The organism is Streptomyces sp. NBC_00569, from assembly GCF_036345255.1.
Taxonomy (GTDB): domain Bacteria; phylum Actinomycetota; class Actinomycetes; order Streptomycetales; family Streptomycetaceae; genus Streptomyces.
In genome coordinates, this window is sequence record NZ_CP107783.1 from 5,702,328 (window position 1) to 5,724,082 (window position 21,755).

The 21,755-nt window shown below is 72.0% G+C and carries 21 protein-coding genes; 10 read left to right on the forward strand and 11 right to left on the reverse strand.

The window, feature by feature from the left end; all coding sequences use genetic code 11:
• Positions 1–120 precede the first annotated feature (120 nt).
• Positions 121–1,272, reverse strand: coding sequence for a flavin-containing monooxygenase (locus tag OHO83_RS25760; RefSeq protein WP_330279788.1), 1,152 nt, complete (start codon positions 1,270–1,272; stop codon positions 121–123).
• A gap of 149 nt (positions 1,273–1,421) precedes the next feature.
• Between OHO83_RS25760 and OHO83_RS25765 the strand changes: the two genes are divergently transcribed.
• From OHO83_RS25765 to OHO83_RS25780, 4 genes are read left to right on the forward strand one after another with little or no spacing between them, the layout of a single operon-like run.
• The gene (locus tag OHO83_RS25765) at positions 1,422–1,874 is read left to right on the forward strand and encodes a DoxX family protein (protein WP_266671615.1); all 453 of its coding nucleotides are present in this window, start codon (positions 1,422–1,424) and stop codon (positions 1,872–1,874) included.
• The gene (locus OHO83_RS25770; protein ID WP_266671614.1) at positions 1,871–2,287 is read left to right on the forward strand and encodes a Zn-ribbon domain-containing OB-fold protein; all 417 of its coding nucleotides are present in this window, start codon (positions 1,871–1,873) and stop codon (positions 2,285–2,287) included. Before OHO83_RS25765 ends, OHO83_RS25770 begins: the two co-directional genes overlap by 4 nt.
• A gap of 24 nt (positions 2,288–2,311) precedes the next feature.
• Positions 2,312–3,199: a GNAT family N-acetyltransferase gene (locus OHO83_RS25775; protein ID WP_266671612.1), complete on the forward strand. Its 888-nt coding sequence runs from the start codon at positions 2,312–2,314 to the stop codon at positions 3,197–3,199.
• Positions 3,200–3,205: 6 nt separating this feature from the next.
• Positions 3,206–3,781 carry a GNAT family N-acetyltransferase gene (locus tag OHO83_RS25780; protein ID WP_266671610.1) on the forward strand — a complete coding sequence of 192 codons (576 nt, stop codon included), beginning with the start codon at positions 3,206–3,208 and terminating at the stop codon, positions 3,779–3,781.
• 9 nt (positions 3,782–3,790) lie between these two features.
• Here the strand turns inward: OHO83_RS25780 and OHO83_RS25785 are convergent, their stop codons facing one another.
• From OHO83_RS25785 to OHO83_RS25800, 4 genes are all read right to left on the reverse strand, one after another.
• The gene (locus OHO83_RS25785; RefSeq protein WP_266671608.1) at positions 3,791–4,444 is read right to left on the reverse strand and encodes a pyridoxine/pyridoxamine 5'-phosphate oxidase; all 654 of its coding nucleotides are present in this window, start codon (positions 4,442–4,444) and stop codon (positions 3,791–3,793) included.
• 102 nt (positions 4,445–4,546) lie between these two features.
• Entirely contained in the window at positions 4,547–5,998 is a 1,452-nt protein-coding gene (locus OHO83_RS25790; protein WP_266676430.1) for an amino acid permease, read from the reverse strand.
• 153 nt (positions 5,999–6,151) lie between these two features.
• Positions 6,152–7,108, reverse strand: coding sequence for a hypothetical protein (locus tag OHO83_RS25795; RefSeq protein ID WP_266671606.1), 957 nt, complete (start codon positions 7,106–7,108; stop codon positions 6,152–6,154).
• A 191-nt stretch (positions 7,109–7,299) separates the two neighbouring features.
• Complete coding sequence (locus tag OHO83_RS25800) at positions 7,300–8,478, reverse strand: thiolase C-terminal domain-containing protein (protein ID WP_266671604.1); 1,179 nt, start codon at positions 8,476–8,478, stop codon at positions 7,300–7,302.
• A 142-nt stretch (positions 8,479–8,620) separates the two neighbouring features.
• On the opposite strand from OHO83_RS25800, the gene OHO83_RS25805 reads away from it, so the two are divergent.
• Both OHO83_RS25805 and OHO83_RS25810 read left to right on the forward strand, forming a co-directional pair.
• Entirely contained in the window at positions 8,621–9,823 is a 1,203-nt protein-coding gene (locus OHO83_RS25805; RefSeq protein WP_266671602.1) for an acyl-CoA dehydrogenase family protein, read from the forward strand.
• Positions 9,823–10,299 (forward strand): nitroreductase family deazaflavin-dependent oxidoreductase, encoded by a 477-nt coding sequence (locus OHO83_RS25810; RefSeq protein WP_266671600.1) that lies wholly within the window; start codon positions 9,823–9,825, stop codon positions 10,297–10,299. The genes OHO83_RS25805 and OHO83_RS25810 overlap by 1 nt, the downstream gene beginning before the upstream one ends.
• Before the next feature lie 101 nt (positions 10,300–10,400).
• On the opposite strand, the gene OHO83_RS25815 is transcribed toward OHO83_RS25810, so the two are convergent.
• Positions 10,401–11,048 (reverse strand): TetR family transcriptional regulator, encoded by a 648-nt coding sequence (locus OHO83_RS25815; RefSeq protein WP_116512450.1) that lies wholly within the window; start codon positions 11,046–11,048, stop codon positions 10,401–10,403.
• Between the two features lie 299 nt (positions 11,049–11,347).
• Here OHO83_RS25815 and OHO83_RS25820 point away from each other — a divergent pair, with 299 nt between their 5' ends.
• Together OHO83_RS25820 and OHO83_RS25825 are read left to right on the forward strand one after the other, a co-directional pair.
• Positions 11,348–12,031, forward strand: coding sequence for a VOC family protein (locus tag OHO83_RS25820; RefSeq protein WP_266671597.1), 684 nt, complete (start codon positions 11,348–11,350; stop codon positions 12,029–12,031).
• A 216-nt stretch (positions 12,032–12,247) separates the two neighbouring features.
• Entirely contained in the window at positions 12,248–14,662 is a 2,415-nt protein-coding gene (locus OHO83_RS25825) for an outer membrane protein assembly factor BamB family protein (RefSeq protein WP_266671595.1), read from the forward strand.
• Here the strand turns inward: OHO83_RS25825 and OHO83_RS25830 are convergent.
• The gene (locus OHO83_RS25830) at positions 14,659–15,399 is read right to left on the reverse strand and encodes a hypothetical protein (protein ID WP_266671593.1); all 741 of its coding nucleotides are present in this window, start codon (positions 15,397–15,399) and stop codon (positions 14,659–14,661) included. The genes OHO83_RS25825 and OHO83_RS25830 overlap by 4 nt on opposite strands.
• 142 nt (positions 15,400–15,541) lie before the next feature.
• Between OHO83_RS25830 and OHO83_RS25835 the strand changes: the two genes are divergently transcribed.
• Positions 15,542–16,138, forward strand: coding sequence for a hypothetical protein (locus OHO83_RS25835; protein WP_266671591.1), 597 nt, complete (start codon positions 15,542–15,544; stop codon positions 16,136–16,138).
• Between the two features lie 19 nt (positions 16,139–16,157).
• Here OHO83_RS25835 and OHO83_RS25840 read toward each other — a convergent pair whose 3' ends face one another.
• From OHO83_RS25840 to OHO83_RS25850, 3 genes are read right to left on the reverse strand one after another with little or no spacing between them, the layout of a single operon-like run.
• A complete protein-coding gene (locus OHO83_RS25840) occupies positions 16,158–16,931 on the reverse strand; it encodes an enoyl-CoA hydratase/isomerase family protein (protein ID WP_266671589.1) in 774 nt (257 codons plus the stop codon).
• Positions 16,928–17,380: a Zn-ribbon domain-containing OB-fold protein gene (locus tag OHO83_RS25845; RefSeq protein WP_266671587.1), complete on the reverse strand. Its 453-nt coding sequence runs from the start codon at positions 17,378–17,380 to the stop codon at positions 16,928–16,930. Before OHO83_RS25845 ends, OHO83_RS25840 begins: the two co-directional genes overlap by 4 nt.
• Positions 17,381–17,427: 47 nt before the next feature.
• Positions 17,428–18,579, reverse strand: coding sequence for a lipid-transfer protein (locus OHO83_RS25850; protein WP_266671585.1), 1,152 nt, complete (start codon positions 18,577–18,579; stop codon positions 17,428–17,430).
• A gap of 123 nt (positions 18,580–18,702) precedes the next feature.
• Between OHO83_RS25850 and OHO83_RS25855 the strand changes: the two genes are divergently transcribed.
• A complete protein-coding gene (locus OHO83_RS25855; RefSeq protein WP_266671583.1) occupies positions 18,703–20,286 on the forward strand; it encodes a FadD3 family acyl-CoA ligase in 1,584 nt (527 codons plus the stop codon).
• On the opposite strand, the gene OHO83_RS25860 is transcribed toward OHO83_RS25855, so the two are convergent.
• Positions 20,196–21,224: a hypothetical protein gene (locus tag OHO83_RS25860; RefSeq protein ID WP_266671581.1), complete on the reverse strand. Its 1,029-nt coding sequence runs from the start codon at positions 21,222–21,224 to the stop codon at positions 20,196–20,198. The two genes, OHO83_RS25855 and OHO83_RS25860, sit on opposite strands and share 91 nt — an antisense overlap.
• Between the last annotated feature and the right edge of the window lie 531 nt (positions 21,225–21,755).

Sequence of the window (21,755 nt, forward strand, 5' to 3'; positions counted from 1 at the left end):
ACGGCGGGATGTGGCCACTGTGGGCGGGTGTGGTGGACGGGACGCACGCGGATGACCCCTGCGTGCGTGTGTGCGTGATTGCGTGCGGGTGGGCAGGCGACGGGACGGCGGTGGCCGGGATCAGCCCGCGATCGCCTTCGCTATCTTCCGTGCGTCCAGGGCCAGTTCGCGGAACATGCCGCTGATCGGGTTCGTGTACCCGGTGAAGTAGAGGCCGGGCGCGGCGGGGTCCGTGCGCCGGCCGTGCGTGGTGGGGCGGCCCCGGGCGTCCAGGACGCCGAGGTGGCCCACCAGGTCCTCCAGCGCGCGGCGGTAACCCGTCGCCGCGATCACCGCGTCGGGGGCGATGTGCGTGCCGTCGGCGAGGACCACCTTGCCGTCCTCGAACGACTCGACGGCCGCGACGGGTTCGACCTTGCCCGTGCGCACGGCGTCGATCAGGCCGACGTCCTGCACGGGGATCGCGCCTTCGCGCACCCGCGAGTAGAGGCCGGTCGTGGGTCTGGGCAGGCCCTGTTCCGTCAGGTCGGGCACGCTGAGCTTCGCCATGGGGCGGGCCAGGCGGTCCACGATCGCCACGGGCAGCCTGCGGCACAGGATGCCGGTCCGCTGCGCGGGCCAGCCCGCGGTGGACCGGCGCACGATGTGGGGCGCCGTACGGACCGCGAGCCTGACGCGGGACGCGCCGCCCTCGGCCAGGTCCACGGCGACCTCGGCGCCCGTGTTGCCGACGCCGACGACGAGCACGTCGCGGCCCGCGTACGGCTTGGCGTTGCGGTAGTCGCCCGCGTGGAGGAGCTCGCCCGTGTACGAGGAGCGGCCGGGCCAGTCGGGCAGGCGTGGGGTGTGGTTGAAGCCCGTGGCGACCACGACGGCGCTCGCGGCCAGTTCGCGACCGCCCGAGGCGTGCACGAGCCAGCCGTCCTCCGTGCGCTCCAGGCGGGAGACCGCCACGCCGGTGACGATCTCCAGCTGGTGGAACTCGGCGTACTTCTCCAGGTAGCGCACGACGTCGTCGCGGGACACCCAGCGGCCGAAACGGCGCGGGATCGCGAGGCCGGGGAGCCCGGAGAGCTTGCGGGTGGTGTGCAGATGGAGGCGGTCGTAGTGACGGCGCCAGGACGCCCCGACGTGCTCCGACTTCTCCAGGATCACGGCCCGTACACCCCGCTCGCGCAGCGCCGCGGCCGCGGCGAGGCCGCCCGGGCCGCCCCCGACGACGTACACGGGGCGGTCCTGGGTGCGTGCGGCGGGCGCGGGCTCGGTGACCATGAGTGCGAGCGTAATCACCGTTCGATTTGATGGGTCTCGGTCAAGACCGGAATCGATTGCGAATTCATCACGGCGTACGCCCCTTGCGGTGGCGCCCCCGCGTGCGCTGAACTGACGTCCCGTCAGAAACGGAGAGGAGGGCCCCGGTCGTGGACTCGATCTGGCTCGACGGCGTCGAATGGCTGGCCGTGCTGCGCATAGGCCTCGGACTGTGGTGGCTGGAGAGCTGGCGGCACAAGGACAAGAAGGGCTGGTTCGAGCGGGGCACCGGCATCGCCTGGGCCGCCGACGTCGCCGCGAAGCACCGGTGGAACGCCGTACGCAGGGGCTTCGGCGCGGTCGTCACCCCCCGGCCGAAAGTGATGGCGTACATCGTCGTCTACGCCGAACTGGCCCTGGGCCTCGGTCTCGTGGTGGGTCTGCTGACGCCCGTGGCCCTCATCGGCGGACTGCTCCTGAACCTCCTGTACCTGGTCCTGATGATCCACGACTGGGCCGAGCAGGGACAGAACGCGATGATGGCCCTCATCTCGCTCGTGGCGCTCTTCGCCATGTCCTGGCAGGCCTGGTCCCTCGACGCGGCGATCGGACTGTTCCTGTGAGTCTTCCCGCGACCGTACGCTTCGACCTCCCCGAGCCCGACGCCTTCACCCGCCCCTACTGGGACGCGGCCGCCGACGGGACGCTGCTGCTCCGCCGCTGCCGCGCGTGCGAGCGGGCCCATCACTATCCGCGCGAGTTCTGTCCGCACTGCTGGAGCGAGGACGTGGCGTGGGAGCGGGCCTCCGGGACGGCCGTCCTCTACACCTGGTCCGTCGTCCACCGGAACGACCTGCCCCCCTTCGGCACCCGCACCCCGTACATCGCGGCCGTCGTCGACCTCGCGGAGGGCCCGCGGATGATGACGGAGATCGTGGCTACCGAGGGCGACGATCTGCGCGTGGGAATGCCGCTGGAGGTCACCTTCCGTCAGGTCGAGGACTTCTCCGTGCCCGTATTTCGCTCGCGGACGTGAGGGGACGGGCGGCACCATGCGGTCATGACAGAGAGCCCCGCTCCCTTGCCCGGCTGGCACCTGACCGCTGACGTCGACGACTTCCTCGCCCGAGCGGGCGGCTACCTGCGCGCCGAGCCCGCCCTGCACACGGTCGCCCTGAGCGTCACCGCGAGCCTGCGGGAACGGGGGCCGGCGGTGTACGGGGCGCGAGGGCAGCTCTTCGGGGTGCTGTACGGGCCGGACGGCGGCGTGAGCGGGACCTTCCTGTGGACGAAGCCCTACCGGATCAGCATCAGCCCTCTGGACAGGGCGCAGGCGGACGCGCTCGCCGTCGCGCTCCAAGGGCGGGCGGTGCCCGGAGTGTTCGGGGTCGACTCGGCCTCGGCCGCCTTCGCCGACGCCTGGCGGGCCCGCACGGGAGCGCGGGCCCACCGCGCCGTCGAGCAGCGCCTGTACCGGCTCGGGGACCTCACCCCGCCGCTGCCCGCACCCGCCGGGCGACCCCGCGTCGCCACCGGGGCGGACCGGGAGCTGCTGGTGCGGTGGCACACCGCGTTCGCCACGGACGCCGGCACTCCGGGCGGCGCCGCGGGCTCGCGGGAATGGGCCGACGAGCGGATCTCGTACGGCGGCGTCACCCTCTGGGAGACCGCGGACGGTGTGCCCGTCTCCATGGCCGGCGTGACCCGCGAGGCCGCCGGGGCCGTCCGGGTCGCACCCGTCTACACACCGGAGGAACTGCGCGGCCGCGGCTACGCGGGAGCGGTCACCGCCGAGGTCAGCCGCGCCGCCCGGGCCGCGGGCGCGAGCGAGGTGCTCCTCTTCACCGACCTTGCCAACGCGACGAGCAACGGCCTGTACCTGCGCATCGGCTACCGTCCCGTGCGGGACTTCGCCGTCCACACCTTCACCGCCCCCGAGAACGGCTGACACCTCGTGATCGACACCTTTGAGATACGTGGCCACGGACTGCTTCTGCGCGGCTGGCGGGCCGGGGACGAGGGGGATGCCGCCGCCGTGCTGCGCGGGTTCGGCGACCCCGAGTTCCGGCGCTGGAACACCCCGCTCGTCCCGGTCGACGACCTCGCCGCCGCGCACGAATACCTGCGCGCACGCCAGAATGCGCTGGCGAGCGGCGAATCCGTGGCGTACTGCGTCACCGACGAGAGCACCGGGGAAGTGCTCGGGAACGTCGCCGTCAGCGCGATCACGCCCGCGTTCCGCAGCGCCCGCGTCGGCTACTGGGTGCTGCCCGAGGCACGCGGGCGCCGGGTCGCGACCCGCGCGCTGAGCCTCGCTTCGCGCCTGGCCTTCGGCGAACTCGGCCTCTACCGGATCGAACTCGACCACGCACTCGGGCACGAGGTGTCCTGCCGGGTCGCCGAGCGCGGCGGATACCGGTACGAGGGCACGCTGCGGGGTGCGATGTTCGAGGAGGGGCGGAGGGACGCCTTCCGGGACATGCACCTGCACGCCCGCCTCGCCTCGGACCCCGAGCCCCCGGTGGCGTGAGGCCGCCGGTCACGGCCAGAGCAGCTCCCGCACCCAGCCCGTCCCTGTGGAGCGGTACCTGAGGCGGATGTGGCGGCGGCGGGCGTCGCCCTGGAAGAACTCCACCTCGCGCGGCGCCAGCGCGTAGGCCGTCCAGGTCGAGGCGGGGGCCGTCGGGTCGGCCTGCGCGCGCTCCCAGGCGGCGGCCGAGGCCGACTCCAGTTCCTCCTGCGAGCCGAGGACCTCGCTCTGGTGGCCGACCAGGGCCGCCGCCAGGGCTCCCGTCGAGCGGACGTGGAGGTCGGCCTGGCTCACCTCGGGCGACTGAGCGGTGACATCACCGCGTACGCGGATCTGGCGGCCCCGCGCCGGCCAGTAGAAGCCGAGCGCGGCCTGCGGGTGCGCCGCGAGCTGGCGGCCCTTGGCGCTGCCCGCGTGGGACGCGAAGTGGAATCCGTTCTCGTCGGCGCCGTGCAGCATCACGGTACGGACGTCGGGCAGGCCGTCGCCGTCCACCGTGGCCAGGGACGGGGTGTGCGGCTCCGTCTGGCCGGCGGCGACGGCCTCGGCGAACCACTCGACGAAGAGCGGCAGCGGGGCGGACGGGGCCGCGGACGGGTCGAAGTCGGGCAGTTCGGTGTCCCAGACGCGCAGGGACTTCAGGATCTCTCGCAGTTCCGGCATGCACCGATTCTGGCGGTGAACGCGAACACCCCGCCGACCGGTACGTCCGGAAGGCGGGGCGACCCGTACGCCGGACGGGTCAGGCCCGTCAGGCGAGGCCCGTCAGATCAGGTCCATCGCCGCGACCTCGTCCGGGCTGCCGTAACTGACCGGTCCCTGGAAGCGGCGGCGCGCCGTCGCGAACCACCACACCGTCGCGATCACGAGGACGGCGACCAGCGCGATCGGCGCGTAGTTGAACGACGTCGCGTTGATCGGGGACGCCTGCGGCAGCATGAACAGGACGCTGCTCGCCACGATCCAGACCACCGCGACCGCGGCCACCGGCCTGCCCCAGCGGCCCAGGTTCCACGGCCCCTGCTGGAAGTCGTCGTGGCGCAGGCGCAGATAGATCGGAACGGCGTACGCGAGGTAGAGACCCACGACGTTGACGCTCACGATCGCGGTGAACGCCGTGTGCGACCACCAGCCCGGCACCACGAGGACCAGCGAGCAGGCCGCCGCGAGCCACACGGCCTTCACGGGCGTGCGCGTGCGCGAGGAGACCGAGTGCCACCAGCGCGAGCCCGGCATGGCGCCGTCACGCGAGAAGGCGAAGATCTGGCGGGTGTTGCTCGTCATGTTGGCCAGGCCGCAGAACAGCATCGAGCCGATCACGATCAGCAGCAGGAGCTTCGCCGTCGTCATGCCGAGCGCGTCGATGAGGATCTGCACGGGCGGCGCCGACGCGCTCGCCTCCGCCGCGTAGTCGCCGATCGCGAAGACGAGGGCCAGCATCAGGATCAGGCCGGTGACGGCGGAGTAGCCGATCGACCGCATGATGCCCTTCGGCGCGTTGACCGTCGCCTGGACCGTCTCCTCCGACATGTGGAAACTGCCGTCGAAGCCGGTGAACGTCCAGCTGGTCACGAGGAGGCCGAGCAGAGCCGCGTAAATCCCGTTGGAGAAGCCGGTGTTGTTGGTGAACTGCGTGACGACCGACGCCGACTGGTGGTGGTCCGGTACGGCGATCAGCGCGACGACGATGACCACCATGCCGATGAGGAGCCACCACACGGAGATCCGGTTGACCAGCGCCACCAGCTGCACCGTGTACGTGTTGGCGAGCGCCTGGAGCAGCAGGATCACCGCCGTGATGAGGACCGTCTGCTGCGCCGTCGCGTGGTACGACGGCCACTGCATGACGAGGAACGCCTGGATGAACGTCGCCGCGGCGTAGCCCGTCGCCGCGGTCCCGCCGACCTGTCCCACGAAATTCAGCCAGCCCGTGTACCAGGACCAGGCGCCCTTGTGCCGTTTCGCCAGCTTGCCCGCCGAGAAATAGAGCGCTCCGCTCGTCGGATACGCCGATGCAATTTCGGCCATCGACGCTCCGACGAAAAGCACCATGGCCGCGACGGCTATCCAGCCGAACACGAGAATGCGCGGCCCGCCGGCGTTCATTCCGAACCCGAAGGAGGAGAAGATGCCGGAGATGATGTTGATGATCGTGAAGGAAATCGCGAAATTGTCGAACGCCTTGAAGCGCCGGGTCAGCTTCCGCGGGTAGCCCATCGCGTGCAGCGTCGCGTCGTCGTCGAGCGCGGCGGCGGGCCGCCCGGATCTGCTGGGGGACGTGGGGGGAGTGGGTGCGCTGGTCAGGGGGTCGGACACAACCTCGGCCTTCCGGTGGGGGGAATTTCCGAAACCTGTGGGGGCGGGCGGGGGTCAGGTGCTGTGGGGGACCGGCAGGCCGCACGCGCGCCGCGCCCTGCTGAGCTGTTCCTCGGGGTCGCCGAAGACGCTCCAGGGCATCCGGGACGCGTACGGGCCCATGGCCATGAACACCGCCCGCGCCTCGAAGGCGCACTGCGCCATGTGCAGGGCATGGGCCAGATACGCCAGGTCGAGGACCGGGGTGAAGCGGTAACCGGCCACCTGCGGCAGCCAGTTCCGGTACGCGCCGAGCGCCGTCGCCTTCCACTGCGGCTGGTCCCAGGTGTGCTCGGCGAGGAGGTGCGCCGGGTTGTGGCCCTCGACGAGGGTGACCAGGGGCAGCAGGCGCAGCGGGGACGAGGCCGGGGCGCGCTGGCTCAGATACGCGGCCACGTCCCAGGCCGCGTTCGCGCTGCCGCCGTGCCGGGTGAAGAAGAACGCGAGGAACTGGTGGTGGGCCTCGCGGTGCCAGGGGTCGAGGCGCGTGACGTGCTCGAACTGGGCCCAGGGGCCGCGGGGTTCGGTGAGCAGGCCCTGCGGCGCGCGGTCGCGGGGCCGCTGGAGGCGGGCCAGGGAGAGCCGGGCGGCCCACGGGGTGGGGTCCTTGGGCGAGAGGTCCGCGGCCCGGTCGCAGGCGGCGAGCGCTATCCGCCCGAGCGCACCGATGCGCCGGTCGTGCGACTGGGCCGCGCGCAGGGTCCGGAACACGGCGACGCGCGCCCACAGCAGGGCGGCGTCGGGGCCTGGCTCCTCCTCGAGCCAGCGTTCCGCGAGGTCGGAGTCGGCGGCGACGGAGGCGAGGACGAGGGAGCGGTGGGCGCGCAGTCCGAAGTCGCCGTGCGTCTCCTTGAGGACCGAGTGGGCGCCGAAGTAGCGGCCCGCCCGTAAATCCGTGCAGGCCCTGGCCAGCTCTCGGTCGTCGGCGGCGGGATGCCAGACGTACTGTCCTTCGAACGAGCCGGCGGTCATGCTCCCCTGCCACTGTTCTGCTTTCCGTACGGATGACGGGGAGCACCCTACTCAGGATCATGCCCTACGGAAACTGCGCATCCGAAATAACAGGTTCCGGGTTGTTTATGACGCGGCAGGTCGAGCGGTCCGCGATCGGTTTATTGAAATTGCAAATTTGTTGTGCCGATTTCCGGTTTCTTATGGCGGCCTCAGGACGTACCGAGCACCACCGTTCCCGACGAGCAGAACCATCCGCCCGTACCGGACGCCACCGCGAGCCGCGGAAGCCGCCCGCCCGCCTTGCGCACCTGGCGCTCCCCGGCCTCGCCCCGCAGCTGCCGCACCGCCTCCACCAGCAGGAACAGCCCGCGCATTCCTGGGTGTTGGGCCGACAGTCCGCCGCCGTCCGTGTTCGTCGGGAGCCCGCCGTCCCGCAGCAGCCGCCCCTTCTCCACGAACGATCCGCCTTCGCCCTTCGCGCAGAACCCCAGATCCTCCAGCGTCACCAGCGTCATGTAGGTGAAGGCGTCGTAGATCTCCGCGAGGTCGATCTCGTCGGGTGTGACGCCCGCCCGCTCGAAGGCGAGCTTCCCGCTGACGGCCGCCGGGGACACGGTGAAGTCGTCCCACTCGGACATGGTCGTGTGCGACACGTACTCGCCCGAACCGAGCACCCACACCGGGGACCTGGCGCAGTCGGGCAGCAGGTCCTCGGCGACGAGCAGCACGGCGGCGCCGCCGTCCGAGCGTATGCAGCAGTGCAGTTTCGTGAACGGGTCCGCGATCATCGGCCCGTCGAGCACGTCGTCCACGGTGACGGGGTCGCGGAACATGGCCTCGGGGTTCAGCGCCGCGTTCGCCCGCGCCTGCACGGCGACCTCGGCGAGCTGCTCCAGGGTCGTGCCGTACTCGTGCATGTGGCGCCGCGCCGCCATCGCGTACTTGGCGATCAGCGAGTGCCCGTACGGCACCTCGAACTGGAGCGGTCCGCGGGCGCCGAAGCTCAGGTTCGACGTGCGCCGCCGGGCCTTGATGTCGGCGCGGGCCGTCGATCCGTAGACGAGCAGGACGGCGCGCGCGTGGCCCTGGGCGATGGCGTCCGCGGCGTGCGCCGCCATGACCTCCCAGGTGGAGCCGCCGACCGAGGTCGAGTCCACCCAGCGGGGCTTGAGGCCGAGATACTCGGCGACCTCGACCGGCGCGAGGATGCCGAGGCCCGCGCTGGCGAACCCGTCGACGACATCGGGGGTGAGCCCGGCGTCGGCGACGGCGCGGCGGGCGGCCTGGGCGTGCAGGGCGTACGGAGTGGCCTCGTCCACGCGGCCGCAGTCGGAGAGGGCGATGCCGGCGATGGCGACCCGGCGGGAACCGTGAAGTGCGGCAGTCATGAATCTGACGGTACATCAGATCGCCTGATCCGCCAGACGCTCTCTCTGTGCACATCTCTGTGATTCCCGCCCCCGCCGCCCTAACATGACGCCCCGTCAGAGCAGGGGTTCCGGGGTCGCCGGGCCCCGGGGAGGAGCCCGTATGGACGCCGCCTTCACCGCGGAACAGGACGAGATCCGCCGCACCCTGCACGAACTCATGAACAAACGCTGCGGCCCCGAGGACGTCAAGGCCGCCGTCGCCACCCCCGCCGGCTACGACCCGGCCCTGTGGTCGGCCCTCGGCGGCGAACTCGGCCTGCCCGGCCTGGCGCTCCCCGAGCGATACGGCGGGGTCGGCTGCGCCACCACCGAACTCGCCCTGGCCTGCGAGGAGTCGGGCCGCGCCCTGGCTCCCTCCCCGCTCCTCGCCACCGCGGCGCTCGCCGCCCCGCTCGTCCTCGCCCTCGGCGCCGAGGCGCAGCGTGCCGAACTGCTGCCCCGCATCGCGTCGGGCACCCTGACCGCGACGCTCGCCGTCCCCGGCGAGAGCCTCGCCACCGCGCTCGGCCTGACCGGCGACAACCGCGGCGACTGGTCGGGTGGCGGCCGCGCGGGCGGCGTCCAGGCCAGGCAGGGCGACCGCCACGACGGTGACTGGCGCCTGTACGGACAGGCCGACCAGGTCCTCGACGGGCACAGCGCCGGCCTCCTGGTCGTCGCCGCGCACACCGGCGGCTTCGCCCGCTCACGCACCCTGCTCTTCCTCGTGCGCGGCGACGCGGAGGGCGTCGTCAGGACCCGTCGGACGTCCCTCGACGAGACACGCCCCCGCGCCCGGGTCGAACTGCGGGACGTGGCAGCCGAGTTGCTGGGCTCCGGCGAAGGCGACGAGGTGGCCGCGGCCCTGGCGGCCATGGGCGACGCGGCCGCGACCGTGCTCGCCGCGGAAGCCGTCGGCGCCGCCGAGCGCGCCCTGGAGCGGACCGTCGAGCATGTACGCGGGCGCGAGCAGTTCGGGCGGCCCATCGGCTCCTTCCAGGCGGTCAAGCACCGCCTCGCGGACGTCTACGTCCAGGTGCAGGCGGCGCGCTCCGCGGCGTACTACGCGGCCTGGTCCGCGGGCGCCGGGGGCGGGGAACGGACGGGCGGCCTCGCCCTCGCCCAGGCGCTGGAAGCGCTGCGCACCGCCGCGTCCGAGGCTGTCCAGCTGCACGGCGGCATCGGTTTCACCTGGGAGCACGACGCCCACCTCTACCTCAAGCGCGCGACCGGCGACGAACTGCTCTTCGGACCCGTCCACCTGCTGCGCGCCCGCGCCGCGGAATCCGCCGAGCTCTTCACCCGCCAGGAGGCGACGGCCTGATGGCACCACCCGGAGCAAGACTGCTGCAGAAGGTCTCGTCGACCCGCGCCTTCGCCCGCGTCGCCCCCCACTTCATCCCCGCGATGGACCGCACCGTGCACCGGCTCACCCGGGGAAAGGTGCTGCTCAGCGCCCAGATGCTGCCGGGGGTCATCCTCACGGCGCAGGGCGCGAAGAGCGGACTCCCACGGCGTACGCCACTCGCGTGCATGCCCGAGAGGGAGGCCGGCACCTGGCTGCTGATCGGGTCCAACTTCGGCCGCCCGGGACATCCCGCCTGGACGGCGAACCTGCTGGCCCATCCGGACGCCGACATCAACTGGAAGGGCGAGGACATCCCGGTCACCGCGCGGCTGCTCGACTCCGCCGAGCGGGAGGAGGCCTGGGCGGCGGTGCTGAAGTTCTGGCCGCCCTACGCGACGTACCAGGCGAGGGTGGAACGGGAGATCAGGCTCTTCCGGCTGGCACGCCGATAGGGCGGACCCAGGGGATGGAACTGCAACAGCGGCGGCTCACGTGACACGCGAACCGCCGCTGCTCGACAGGAACTGGAAAACCCCGGAGGAACGCTCCAGGGCTACTTCGTCGGCTTCTTGCCGGTGACGCCGAGGTGCACCAACAGGGCCAGATTGGGCTTGAGTTCGGCCTGCTTGACGCCCCAGGTCTGGAAGCCCTTCTGGTGCGAGGCCACCGCCGCGAGCATCGCGACGAGCGAACCGGCCATCGCGGCGGGGCTCACGTCCTTGTCGACCTTGCCCTTGGCCTGGAGCTCCTTGACCGTGTCCGTAAGGGAGTTGTTCACGGAGTTCAGGATCTTCATGCGGATCTTGTAGAAGCGCTTGTCGCCCTCGGCCGCGCCGAGGTCGACGACGCGCAGGATCGCATCGTTCTTCCGCCAGAACTCGAGGAATCCGTCGACGAGTTCCTGCGAGGTCTGCCAGCCGGCCTTGCCGACCCATGAGCGGCCCTCGAGGAGCTGGGTCAACCCGGCGCCCTCCGCGGCCATTTGCTCGGCGATCTCCAGAACGGCGCCCTCGACGTCCGGGAAATACTGGTAGAAGGTCGCCGGTGAAGTGCCTGCCTTCCGGGCCACATCAATGACTTTGACGTCCCGGTACGGCGAGGAGCTGAGCATCTCGCCGAGGCACTCGAGCAGCTTCTGACGCGTCGCCTGACCACGCCGCCCGGCCACACGGCCGTCGACGGTACGTACTTGTCCTGTCATGCCGTCAGCTTACCGAGGGGTGATCGGAGCGCGATTCGGCCGACTGCAAATGGGGTTGGGGGCTCCGGCACATGGGTTGATGAGGGGTCGCCCGGGGCTTTTGCGCATGTGGGGGCCGGTGGGGCCGTGCAAGTTATCAACAGCCTGTGGAAAACCCGGTGGATAAAATTGGCCAAGTGTTCGAATTAGCCGTGCCGACGGCCCCCGGACGCGACACCCTGCCACCCAGGGGACACCCCTCCCCGCGGTCACGGACGGCACACCCGCATACGGCAGGTGAACAGGAAGGACGCACGCCGATGGAGTTCGCCGAAGGCGCCCCCTGCTGGGCCGACGCCGCGCTCCCCGACGTGGAGTCGGGCAAGCGCTTCTACGGCGACCTCTTCGGCTGGACCTTCGACGAGGGCGCGGGCGCCGAGTACGGCTACTACACCCAGGCCTACATCGGCGGAAGGAACGTCGCAGCCCTCGCCCCGGACCGCGACGGGCGCACGCCCACCGGCTGGACCGTCTACTTCAGGGCCCGCGACGCCGAGACCGTCGCCTCCGCCGTAAGGGACCGCGGCGGACACCTCCTCGTCGAACCCCTCTCCATCGGCCCCTTCGGGACCATGGCGCTCGCCGCCGACCCCGAGGGAACCGTCTTCGGCCTCTGGCAGGCCGGCACCCACACCGGCTTCGAGACCCGAGGGGAACCCGGGACGTTCCGCCGCACCGAGCTCCACGCACGCGACAGGACGGCCGTCGCCCCCTTCTACGCGTCGGTCCTGCGGCAGGGCGCCGCTGACCTCGGCATATCCGCCACCGGCAACGCCCCGGCCCACTTCCTCGTCCACTTCGCCGTCACCGACTGCGAGGCCACGGCCGACGCCGCCACCCGCCTCGGCGGCCGCGTGAAGGATGAACCGTTCGACACCCCGCGCGGGCGCGTGGCCGTCCTCACCGACAACCAGGGCGCCGCCTTCGCCGTCCACCAGGGCTGAACAGGCCCCTCCCGCTTCCCTGCCGGCCCCCTTCCGGCCCCGCGGAAACCACCCGTAATGCGGCACCTCTCCCGTGACACCCCGATTTGCCCCCGGGTTCGCAACCGGAGCCCCGTACAGGAAGAATCGGGGTGCGTGCCGCCGTAGCGCTTCGGTGGTGAGACGCTGAGCGGGGACTGTGCACAGCGACCCGGTCCCGTACGGGGAGGCAGGCAAGTGGTGGATCAGCTGACGCAGCACGATCCGAGGCGGATCGGCCCGTTCGAGGTCCTGGGACGGCTAGGCGCCGGCGGCATGGGACTCGTCTATCTCGCGCGCTCGGCATCAGGCCGGCGCGTGGCGATCAAGACCGTGCGGACCGAACTCGCCGAGGACCAGCTCTTCCGCGTCCGCTTCACCCGCGAGGTCGAGGCGGCCCGCGCCGTATCCGGCTTCTACACGGCAGCCGTCGTCGACGCCGACCCGCGCGCCGCCGTGCCGTGGCTCGCCACCGCCTACGTCCCCGCGCCCTCCCTCGAAGAAATAGTGAACGAGTGCGGGCCGCTGCCGGCCCAGGCGGTGCGCTGGCTCGCCGCCGGAATCGCCGAGGCCCTCCAGTCCATCCACGGCGCGGGCCTCGTCCACCGCGACCTGAAGCCGTCGAACGTGCTCGTCGTCGAGGACGGCCCCCGCGTCATCGACTTCGGTATCGCCTCCGGTGTCTCCAACACCCGCCTGACCATGACGAACGTCGCCGTCGGCACCCCCGCCTACATGTCGCCCGAGCAGGCCAAGGACTCCCGGAGCGTCACCGGGGCCTCCGACGTCTTCTCCCTCGGCTCCACCCTCGTCTTCGCCGCCACCGGACACGCCCCCTTCCACGGCGCCAACCCCGTCGAGACCGTCTTCATGCTGCTGCGCGAAGGCCCCGACACCGAAGGGCTGCCCGCCGAACTGCGGCCCCTCATCGAGTCCTGCATGAAGATGGAGGCCCCGCTGCGGCCCTCGCCCGCGGACCTCCAGGCCCAGCTCGCCCCGCACCTCTTCGGCTCCGGCAGCGACGACAGCGGCACCGCGTCCGCCTGGCTCCCCGAGCGCTCCGTCGCTCTCATCGAGGAGCGCAGGGGCGGACGGCCCCCGGTCAAGAGCAGCGGACCCGGCCGCGGCGGCAGCGGCGGCCGTGGCGTGCACGGCGGCGGCCCCGGCCCCATGCCGGCCATGCCCGCGCAGCCCCCCGGCCCGCCCCCGTCCCACGCCCCCGGCACCGGCGGCTGGCGCCCCGAGCCCGCCCCCGGACCGGTCGCCGCCACCGCGGGCCTCGCACCCGACGCCGGGCCCGTGCGCCTGGCCGGAGTGAAGGTGCCGATCGGCCCCGGCCCGCGCGTCGCCGACGCCCGCGCCGCCGCCGTGAAGGCACCGCCCGCCGACGCCGGCCTCGCCGCGTCCTGGTCCCGCCCCAAGACCGGCGTCAACGGCACCCCCGATCCCGTGGTCCCCGCCCCGGCCCCCGAGGCGGGCGCCGCCTGGCGCCCCTGGCGCTTCCGCATGTCGAACGACGTGTGGGGCACCCCGTCCGTGGCCGGCGACCTCGTCTACGTGACCTCTTTCGAGGTACACGCGCTCGACGTGTCCACCGGCCGACGCCGCTTCAAGACGCGCGACGTCGCCTGGTCCATGGCCGTCGCCGACGGCCGGATCCACGCCTCCGACGGCCCCACCCTCTACGCGCTCGACGCCCGCGAGGGACACGACCTGTGGCGGCTCCAGACCGACGCCTGGGTGTACTCCCTCAAGGCCGACCGCGGCACCGTCGTCACCGGCACCCGCGGCGGCGGCGTCCAGGCCTGGGAAGCCGTCAACGGCGACAAGCTGTGGGAGATCACCGGCGCCCAGACCGACTTCGAGTCCCCCGAGGCCGGACCCGTCATCCACGACGGCACCGTCTACGTCTGGCAGGACGCCCGGCTGCGCGCGCTGGAGGCCCGTACCGGCGAGGAGCGCTGGTCGTACCCGATCGGCGACGCGGCCTCCTGCGGCGGCGTCCCCGTCCGGCTCACCCAGGCCTCCGACGGCTACGTCTACGTGGCCGCCGGCACCCGCGTCCTGGCCGTCGACGTCGTGAGCGGCCATGTCCGCTGGCACTTCGAGGCGCCCGCCGTGTTCCTCTGTCCGCCCGCCTTCGCCCCCGGGCCCGCCGTCACCGGCGGCGGCGTCTACCTCGCCGACCACCTCGGCACCGTCTACGCCCTCGACGCCACCGACGGCCGCGATCGCTGGCGCATCGCGACGGAACCCCGCCCCTCCTCCGTCGAACCGGTCCTCGTCTCGCACGGCCACGTCCACGTGGGCAGCGGCCAGGGCCTCTACACCCTCGACGCCGTCACCGGCACGCCCAAGTGGCGCTTCCAGGCGGGCGGCGAGGTCGTCGGCTCGCCCGTGGTCGCCGACAACCGCATCCACTTCGGCGCCACCGACCATCTCCTCTACACCCTCAAGGCCGACGACGGCCGCCTCCGCTGGAAGCTCGCCACGGGCGGCGAGATCACCGGCGCACCCGTCGTCAAGGACGGCGTGGTGTACGCGTGCAGCAAGGACCGCTGTGTGTACGCACTGGACGCGGAAAAGGGCACCGGGACGGCTTCGGCGCGCTAGGGCCTGTCGGTCGGCCCGTCGGTCGGCCGGTCGCGGGGCGGCCGGCCCGGCTGCTCGTAGGGCTCGGTCGGCCGGTCGCGCGGCTGCTCGTACGGCGCCGTCTCGTCGTACCGCTCGTCCTCGTACGGGGGCTCCTCATAAGGGGGATCCGGGTACGGGGGCTGCTCGGCGTACGGCTGCATCGGGCCCTCCAGCGTGTGCTGGGGCCCGTCGAGCGTGGGCGCCGGGGGCGGCACCGGGTCGGTGAAGTGCGTGGGCTCCGGGCCGGCGTCACCGGCGTACCCCTGGTCCGCGTACGGGGGGAGCGGCGGCTGCCGCTTCTGCCGCCCGCTCATCACGGCCGCGCCGAGCAGCAGCAGTGCGCCGCCGACGCCCGCGCCGGCCACTCCGAGCCCGAGCCCGGAACCGTCACCGGCCACCACCATCCGCCCCTCGGCCTGCCCCACCCGCACCATCCACAGCACCGTGAACGCCAGCACCACCACGCCCGCGAACGCGACGAGCAGCCGCGACCGCAGCACGACCCCGATCAGCGTGACCGCGGCGGCCACCACGAAGGGCAGGAGGAGGGAACCGAACAACTGCGTGCGGGCGTCGGTCACTCCAGTACTCGTGAACAGGTCACCGAGGCGGTAGTAGCGCCCGTGACGGCCGTCGTACCACGCACGGAAGGGGCTGGAAACGGCGGCCGTCGCTCCGAGGAGAGCGAGGATCGACCCAAGGACGTTGCGGACCATGCGCAGCCTCCTGAGTGCGGTCCGGTTCGGCTCTCGGTCCCGACGCTACGCCGGGACCACACCCCTCGCCACGCGGCGCTGCTACGGTGTCGGGCCGCTGAACGGAACGCACGGATCACCATATTTTCGGGGGAGCAGAAGGATGCTGCGACGAGGGTTGAAGCTCACGGCACTGGCAGCCGTGGTCGTACTCGCACTGACCGGATTCTCGACGGGCCGCGGCCACGGGTCGTCCAAGAGCAGGGGACACAGCAGCAGCAGTAGTAGTGGAGGCGGCTGCTCCAGCTCGAAGCAGAACCACAGCGGATCGTCGTCGAGCACGACAGGCGGTTCGAGTTACGACGATGACGACGACTCGTACGGCAGCTCCAGCTCGGGCTCCTCGGGCTACACGTCGGGTGGCAGCAGCTACAACAGGCGCCCCACCCGCACCCCCAGCACCTCCAGCACCTCGGGGAGCGGCCGGAGCGCCGACATCACGGCGAAGCTCCTCAAGTGCGCGGGCAAGGACTCCCCGTACGCGACCGTCGAGCTCAGGAACCGCGGCAGCCGGGACGGCCGCTACAACCTCACCCTTCACTTCCAGGACGCGAGCGACATCACCGTCATCGACGGCAGCACGTCCGTCACCGTCCCGGCCAACGGCACCAAGGTCGCCAAGGTGAAGCCCGGCGGCGGCGCGGACCTGCTCCAGTCGATCGACCACTGCCAACTCGACGGAGCCCCGGCCACGAGCTGAGGCCCTGCTTCCCCGCCGGTCACCGCACCCGGTACCCGCCCGGCCGCCGCGCGGCGAACAGCTCGGCCTGCCGCTCCGGAGGCAGATTGCCCAGGGCGATCAACTGCGGCGCGTGCGCGAGGGCCTGCGTGCGCGCCGCCTCCTTGGCCGCCCACACCGCCCGCACCGTGCCCTGGACGGCCTCGGTCGGATACGACGCGATCGTCTCGGCGCAGCGCACCGATGCCGCCAACGCGCCGCCGGGCGCGGTCAGTTCGGACACGAGCCCGGTCTCGTACGCGCGCCGGGCCGAGATCCGTTCGGCGGTCCCCATGAGCGCCATCCGTGCCACCTCGCCGAACGGCATGCGCTGGGCGAGGTGGATGGTCTCGTAGGCGCTGACCATGCCGTAGGTCGTGTGCGGGTCGAAGAACGTGGCGCTCTCGTCGGCGACGACGAACTCGCTCTCGCCGATGAGATAGAACGCCCCGCCGCACGCCATCCCGTTGACGGCGGCGACGACGGGCTTCCACAGATCGTTGGCCTTGGGCCCGACCGCGACGAGCGGATCGTCGATGCTGTACGGGGACTGCGGCTGCGGCACCTCGGCGTCGCGGTCGATGCCCGTACAGAAGGCCCGCTCGCCGGCGCCGGTGACGACGACGGCGCGCACCGTGTCGTCGAACCTGAACCCCCGCCAGGCGGCGGTGAGTTCGTCGGCGGTCGCCAGGTCGATCGCGTTGTGGCGCTCGGGCCGGTCGAGGGTGACGACGGCGACCCCGGTCTCCTTGTCGGTCTCGACGCGCACGCTCACGGCCGCTCCAGAACCCAGCGCGGCATGGTCACACCGTCGATGTCGGTGAAGACGACCTGCACCTTCGCGCCGATGCGCAGCCGCGCGGGGTCGACGGAGTTCAGGGCCGCGTCGGCGGAGGCGACCAGATTCCCGACGAGGCGGATCCGGGGCGCGTCCGCCAGCTCGACGATGATCGCGTTGTACGGGGCGACGGCGGCGTACGCGGGCAGCAGCGGCGGGTGCGGGACGACATAGGACCAGATCCGCCCCCGCCCGTTCATGAGCCGCCACTCGCTCTCGAACGACCCGCAGTGCGGGCAGCAGGGCCGAGGCGGGAAGCGCAGCTCACCGCAGGCGGGGGAGGCGCAGGCCTGTATGCGGAGCTCGGACTGGGCGGCGTAGCGCCAGAAGGGTGCACCGTCGTCATCGATGACAGGTGACAGATAACAGATTTCAGATTCTGTCATTGGTCAATCCAACTTCCCTTTTTGTCATGGGTGAGTCCAACTCCGCCTCACGCCCCCCGCAGCAGCAAGGCCGACGTAGGTACCCCCTCGCCCGCCGTCACCAGGCACGTCCCCGCTCCCGGTACCTGCGCCGTGCTGATGCCGCGCAGTTGTTTGACGCCTTCGTTGATCAGGTTGAAGCCGTGGACGTATGCCTCGCTGAGCCCGCCCCCGCCGGTGTTGAGCGGCAGCCGTCCGCCGATCTCCAGCGCCCCGCCCTCCGTGAACGCGCCGCCCTCGCCGCGCCCGCAGAACCCGTAGCCCTCCAGGGACAGCGGGATCAGCGGCGTGAACGCGTCGTAGATCTGCGCGACGTCCACGTCCTGCGGCCCGAAGTCCGCCTGTTTCCACAGGTGCCGGGCCGCGGTCCATGCCGGCCCCGTCAGCGGATCGTCGTTCCAGTAGTTGACCATCCCGTGATGCTGGGACGGCAGCCCCTGCGCGACGGAGTGCACGTACACCGGCTTCTGGCGGCAGTCGCGCGCCCGCTCGGCGGAGACGATGACGCAGGCCAGCGCGCCATCCGTCTCAAGGCAGTTGTCGAAGAGGCACAGCGGCTCGCTGATCATGCGGGCCGTCATATACATGTCGCGTGTCAGCGGCCGCTCGTACATCATCGCGGCCGGGTTCTGGTTGGCGCGGTTGCGGCAGGCGAGCGCGACGTTGAAGAGGTGGTCCCTGGTAGCCCCGTACTCGTGCATGTAGCGCCGCGCGAGCATCGCTATCTCGTCGGCGGGGCGCAGCAGCCCGTACGGGCGGGTCCACTGCGCCGGCGTCGGCAGCTGGACCGTCGTGTTCTTCCACGGGCGCGGCCCCGACCCCCGCTTGCGCGAGCGCCACGCGACCCCGACGCTCGCCTGCCCGGTGGCTACGGCGGCGGCCAGATGCGCGACGGTCGCGCACGACCCGCCGCCCCCGAACCCCACCTTGCTGAAGAAGGTCACGTCCCCCGCGCCGACGGCCTTGGCGACCTCGACCTCGTCGGTCTCCTCCATCGTGTACGAGGCGAAGGCGTCGACCTCGGACGGCGCGATCCCGGCGTCGTCGAGCGCGGCGAGAATCGCCCGGCAGGCCAACGTCTTCTCGCTCTCGGGGAGTTGTTTGCCGAAGGCCGTCTGCCCGATCCCCACTATGGCCGTCGCGTCCTTGAGCCCCGCCATCGCAAGCCACCTCCGCGCGTCGTGATGCCACCACGATCGTCCCGTCTGCTGACAGCGCGTCAGGCTACCGTTAATCTGACGGATAGTCAGCTACGGGTCGGCTACGGGTGTGGAGGTCGTGCGATGCGCGGGGACCTGGAGTGGGGCACCGTTCCCCAACTGGTGCATGCGGCAGCCGAACGGTACGGGGAGCGTGAGGCCGTCGTCGAGGGCCGTACGCGCCTGTCGTACGCGGAACTGGGCGACCGCGTCGAAAGGGCGGCCGCCGCGTGCATCGCGAGCGGCGTCGAACCCGGCGACCGGGTCGCGGTCTGGGCGCCCAACACCCTCGACTGGATCGTCTCCGCCCTGGGCGCGGTGAGCGCGGGCGCGGTCCTCGTCCCCCTCAACACCCGCTTCAAGGGTACGGAGGCGGCCTACATCCTGGCCCGCTCCCGCGCGAAGCTCCTGTTCGTGACGGGTACGTTCCTCGGCACGTCGTACGTGGCGTCCCTGCGCCGCGCGAACGCCGGACTCCCCTGCCTGGAACAGGTGGTTGTCCTCGCCGACACGGCCCCCGACACCTCCACCGACCACGAGGACCCGCGCGTCTGGCGGACCTGGAAGGACTTCCTGGCGGGCGGCGAGGGCATCTCGGGCGAGACGGTCCGGGCCCGCGCGGCGGGAATCGCCCCGACCTCCCCCTCCGACATCATCTTCACCTCGGGCACCACGGGCCGCCCCAAGGGCGCGGTGATCACCCACGCCCAGACCCTGCGCGGCTACGCGATCTGGTCCGACCTGGCCGGCCTGCGCGAAGGCGACCGCTACCTGATCGTGAACCCGTTCTTCCACACCTTCGGCTACAAGGCCGGCATCATCGCCTGCCTGATGCGCGGCGCGACGATGGTCCCGCAGCCGGTCTTCAACGTGGACACGGTCCTCGCCAACATCGCCGCCGAACGCATCTCCGTACTCCCCGGCCCGCCCACGCTCCACCAGTCGCTCCTGGACCACCCGAACCGCGGCTCCCACGACCTCTCCGCCCTGCGCCTCGTGGTGACGGGAGCGGCAGTGGTCCCCCTCCAGCTCGTCGAACGCCTCCGCTCCGAACTCCACATCGACACCGTCCTCACGGCATACGGCCTCTCCGAGGCGAGCGGCATCGTGACGATGTGCCGCCGCGGCGACGAGGCGTCGGTGATCGCGTCGACGTCGGGCCGGGCGATACCCGGCACGGAGGTGCGAGTGGACTCGCCCGGCCCCGGCGAACCCGGCGAGGTCCTGGTCAGGGGCTTCAACGTCATGAGCGGCTACTTCGAGGACGAGGACTCGACGCGCGAGGCGTTCACGGAGGACGGCTGGCTCCGCACGGGTGACGTGGGCGTCCTGTCCGACTCGGGGAACCTTCGTATCACCGACCGCATCAAGGACATGTTCATCGTCGGCGGCTTCAACGCGTACCCGGCCGAGATAGAGCAGCTCCTCGGTCTCCACCCGCACGTGGCCGACGTCGCCGTGATCGGCGTCCCGGACGGGCGGCTGGGCGAGGTCGGCAAGGCGTACGTCGTACGGCGCCCGGGATCCGTCGTCACGGCCGACGACCTGATCGCCTGGTCCCGCCGTGAGATGGCGAACTACAAGGTGCCGCGAGAGGTCGATTTCGTGGCCGAACTCCCGCGCAACGCCAGCGGGAAGGTGGTGAAGGGGGAGCTGCGGGGCCGGTGAGCCACCGTAGGCGGTAGCTGGCTGAGGGCTGTGCGGATCTCCTCGACCATCCGCTCGGGCCGCCGGAAGACGTCGGCGGCGGTGTAGCGCAGGAGGAGGCGGACCCCCGGGCACTGGAGTACCTGGTTGAAGCGGTCGATGTCTCGCCGGTGCGCCTCCCGGGAGCCGTGGTACGCGTAGCCCTCGATCTCGACGGCGAGTCCTTCCGCCCGGAACAGGAAGTCCAGGAATCGGCGCCGCCCGTCCGGCGTACGCAGTTCCACCTGGCTCTCGGGGCGCAGGCCCGCGTCGTGCAGGCGCAGGCGCGCGACGGTCTCGGCGGGGGACCCGGCGCCGGGGTCCACGAGCTTCAGCCGGCCCCGGGCGCGGGACGCCCCGAGCAGCGGCGCCTCCAGTTCGGCGGCGAGCGCGGCGGCCGTCGTGAGCGGGGCCCGGCGCACGTGGCCCACCGTGCGCCGGGTGAGCGCCGACTCGACGGCGACCAGTGCGTCGTCCGTGGGACCGCCTGCCCGGAGCAGGTCGGCGACGGTGCGGTTCACGTGCGTGACGCGCAGCCCCCGTCGGACCGCGATCTCGCCCGCCGCGAGGGGCATCCGGTGCACGCGCACCCCTGTCCCTTCCCGGCGGAGTGTGAGCCCGGGGTCGGTGAAGTACAGGGTGTGGGCGCCGCGCGCGGGGGTGAGCGTCTCGATCCGCCAGAGCGCGGCGGCACTGCGGTGACTGACGACGAGCCCCGGCTTGAGGAGCTGCACGGCCAGGAGACGTATCGGCAGGTCGGGCCTGCGTCCCGGCTCGCCCCACGCCCCGGCCCGCAGCCGGACCCACCCTTCGCTGCGCAACCGCCGCGTGAGCGTACGCCCCGCCCAGCCGGCTTCCAGCGCGGCCGAGGTGAGCAGCACCCCGCCCCGCGCCAACGCCCGCAACTCCGTCCCCGCCATGAGACGACTCTGCCGGAGCGCGGGATCTCGCGCTCACGCCTGTGGATAACCAGCCCCTGGACGAGCTTCGCTTCCCGCCCCACTCTCGATCGCGCCCCTCAGAGCGCGCGGCGAGGTTCTGCGAGGTGCATCAGAGCCCTGTCGACGTCAGGGCCCTGCGTCCCTTCGCTTTCCCGTCCTGTCCCTCGGAGCCGCCGTCACGCGCTCGTGATGGTCCGGGGCCCGCTGCGCGGTGATCTTTCCCGGGAACGCTTCCGCCGGTAGGGCAGTTGCGTGGCTGCTCACGTCCGAGTCGTGTGCTCGGCGTCAGCCACTCAGCCCTGAGCGGGTCGAGAGCTGCCGCGTGCGGCGCCCTTCACGGCGACGGCGGCCCAGGTCTCCAGGAACGGAACGGGGGCCCAGCTTCCCCGCGCTCGCGGCAGGGGCAATCGCCGCATACCCGTGGCGCTCGGGCCGGGGTGGTCGGGATTGGCGGGTATGGGCCAGGGGGTGGGGTCGGTGGGCGTGGGTGGGTGGCCGGGATCTGCCAAT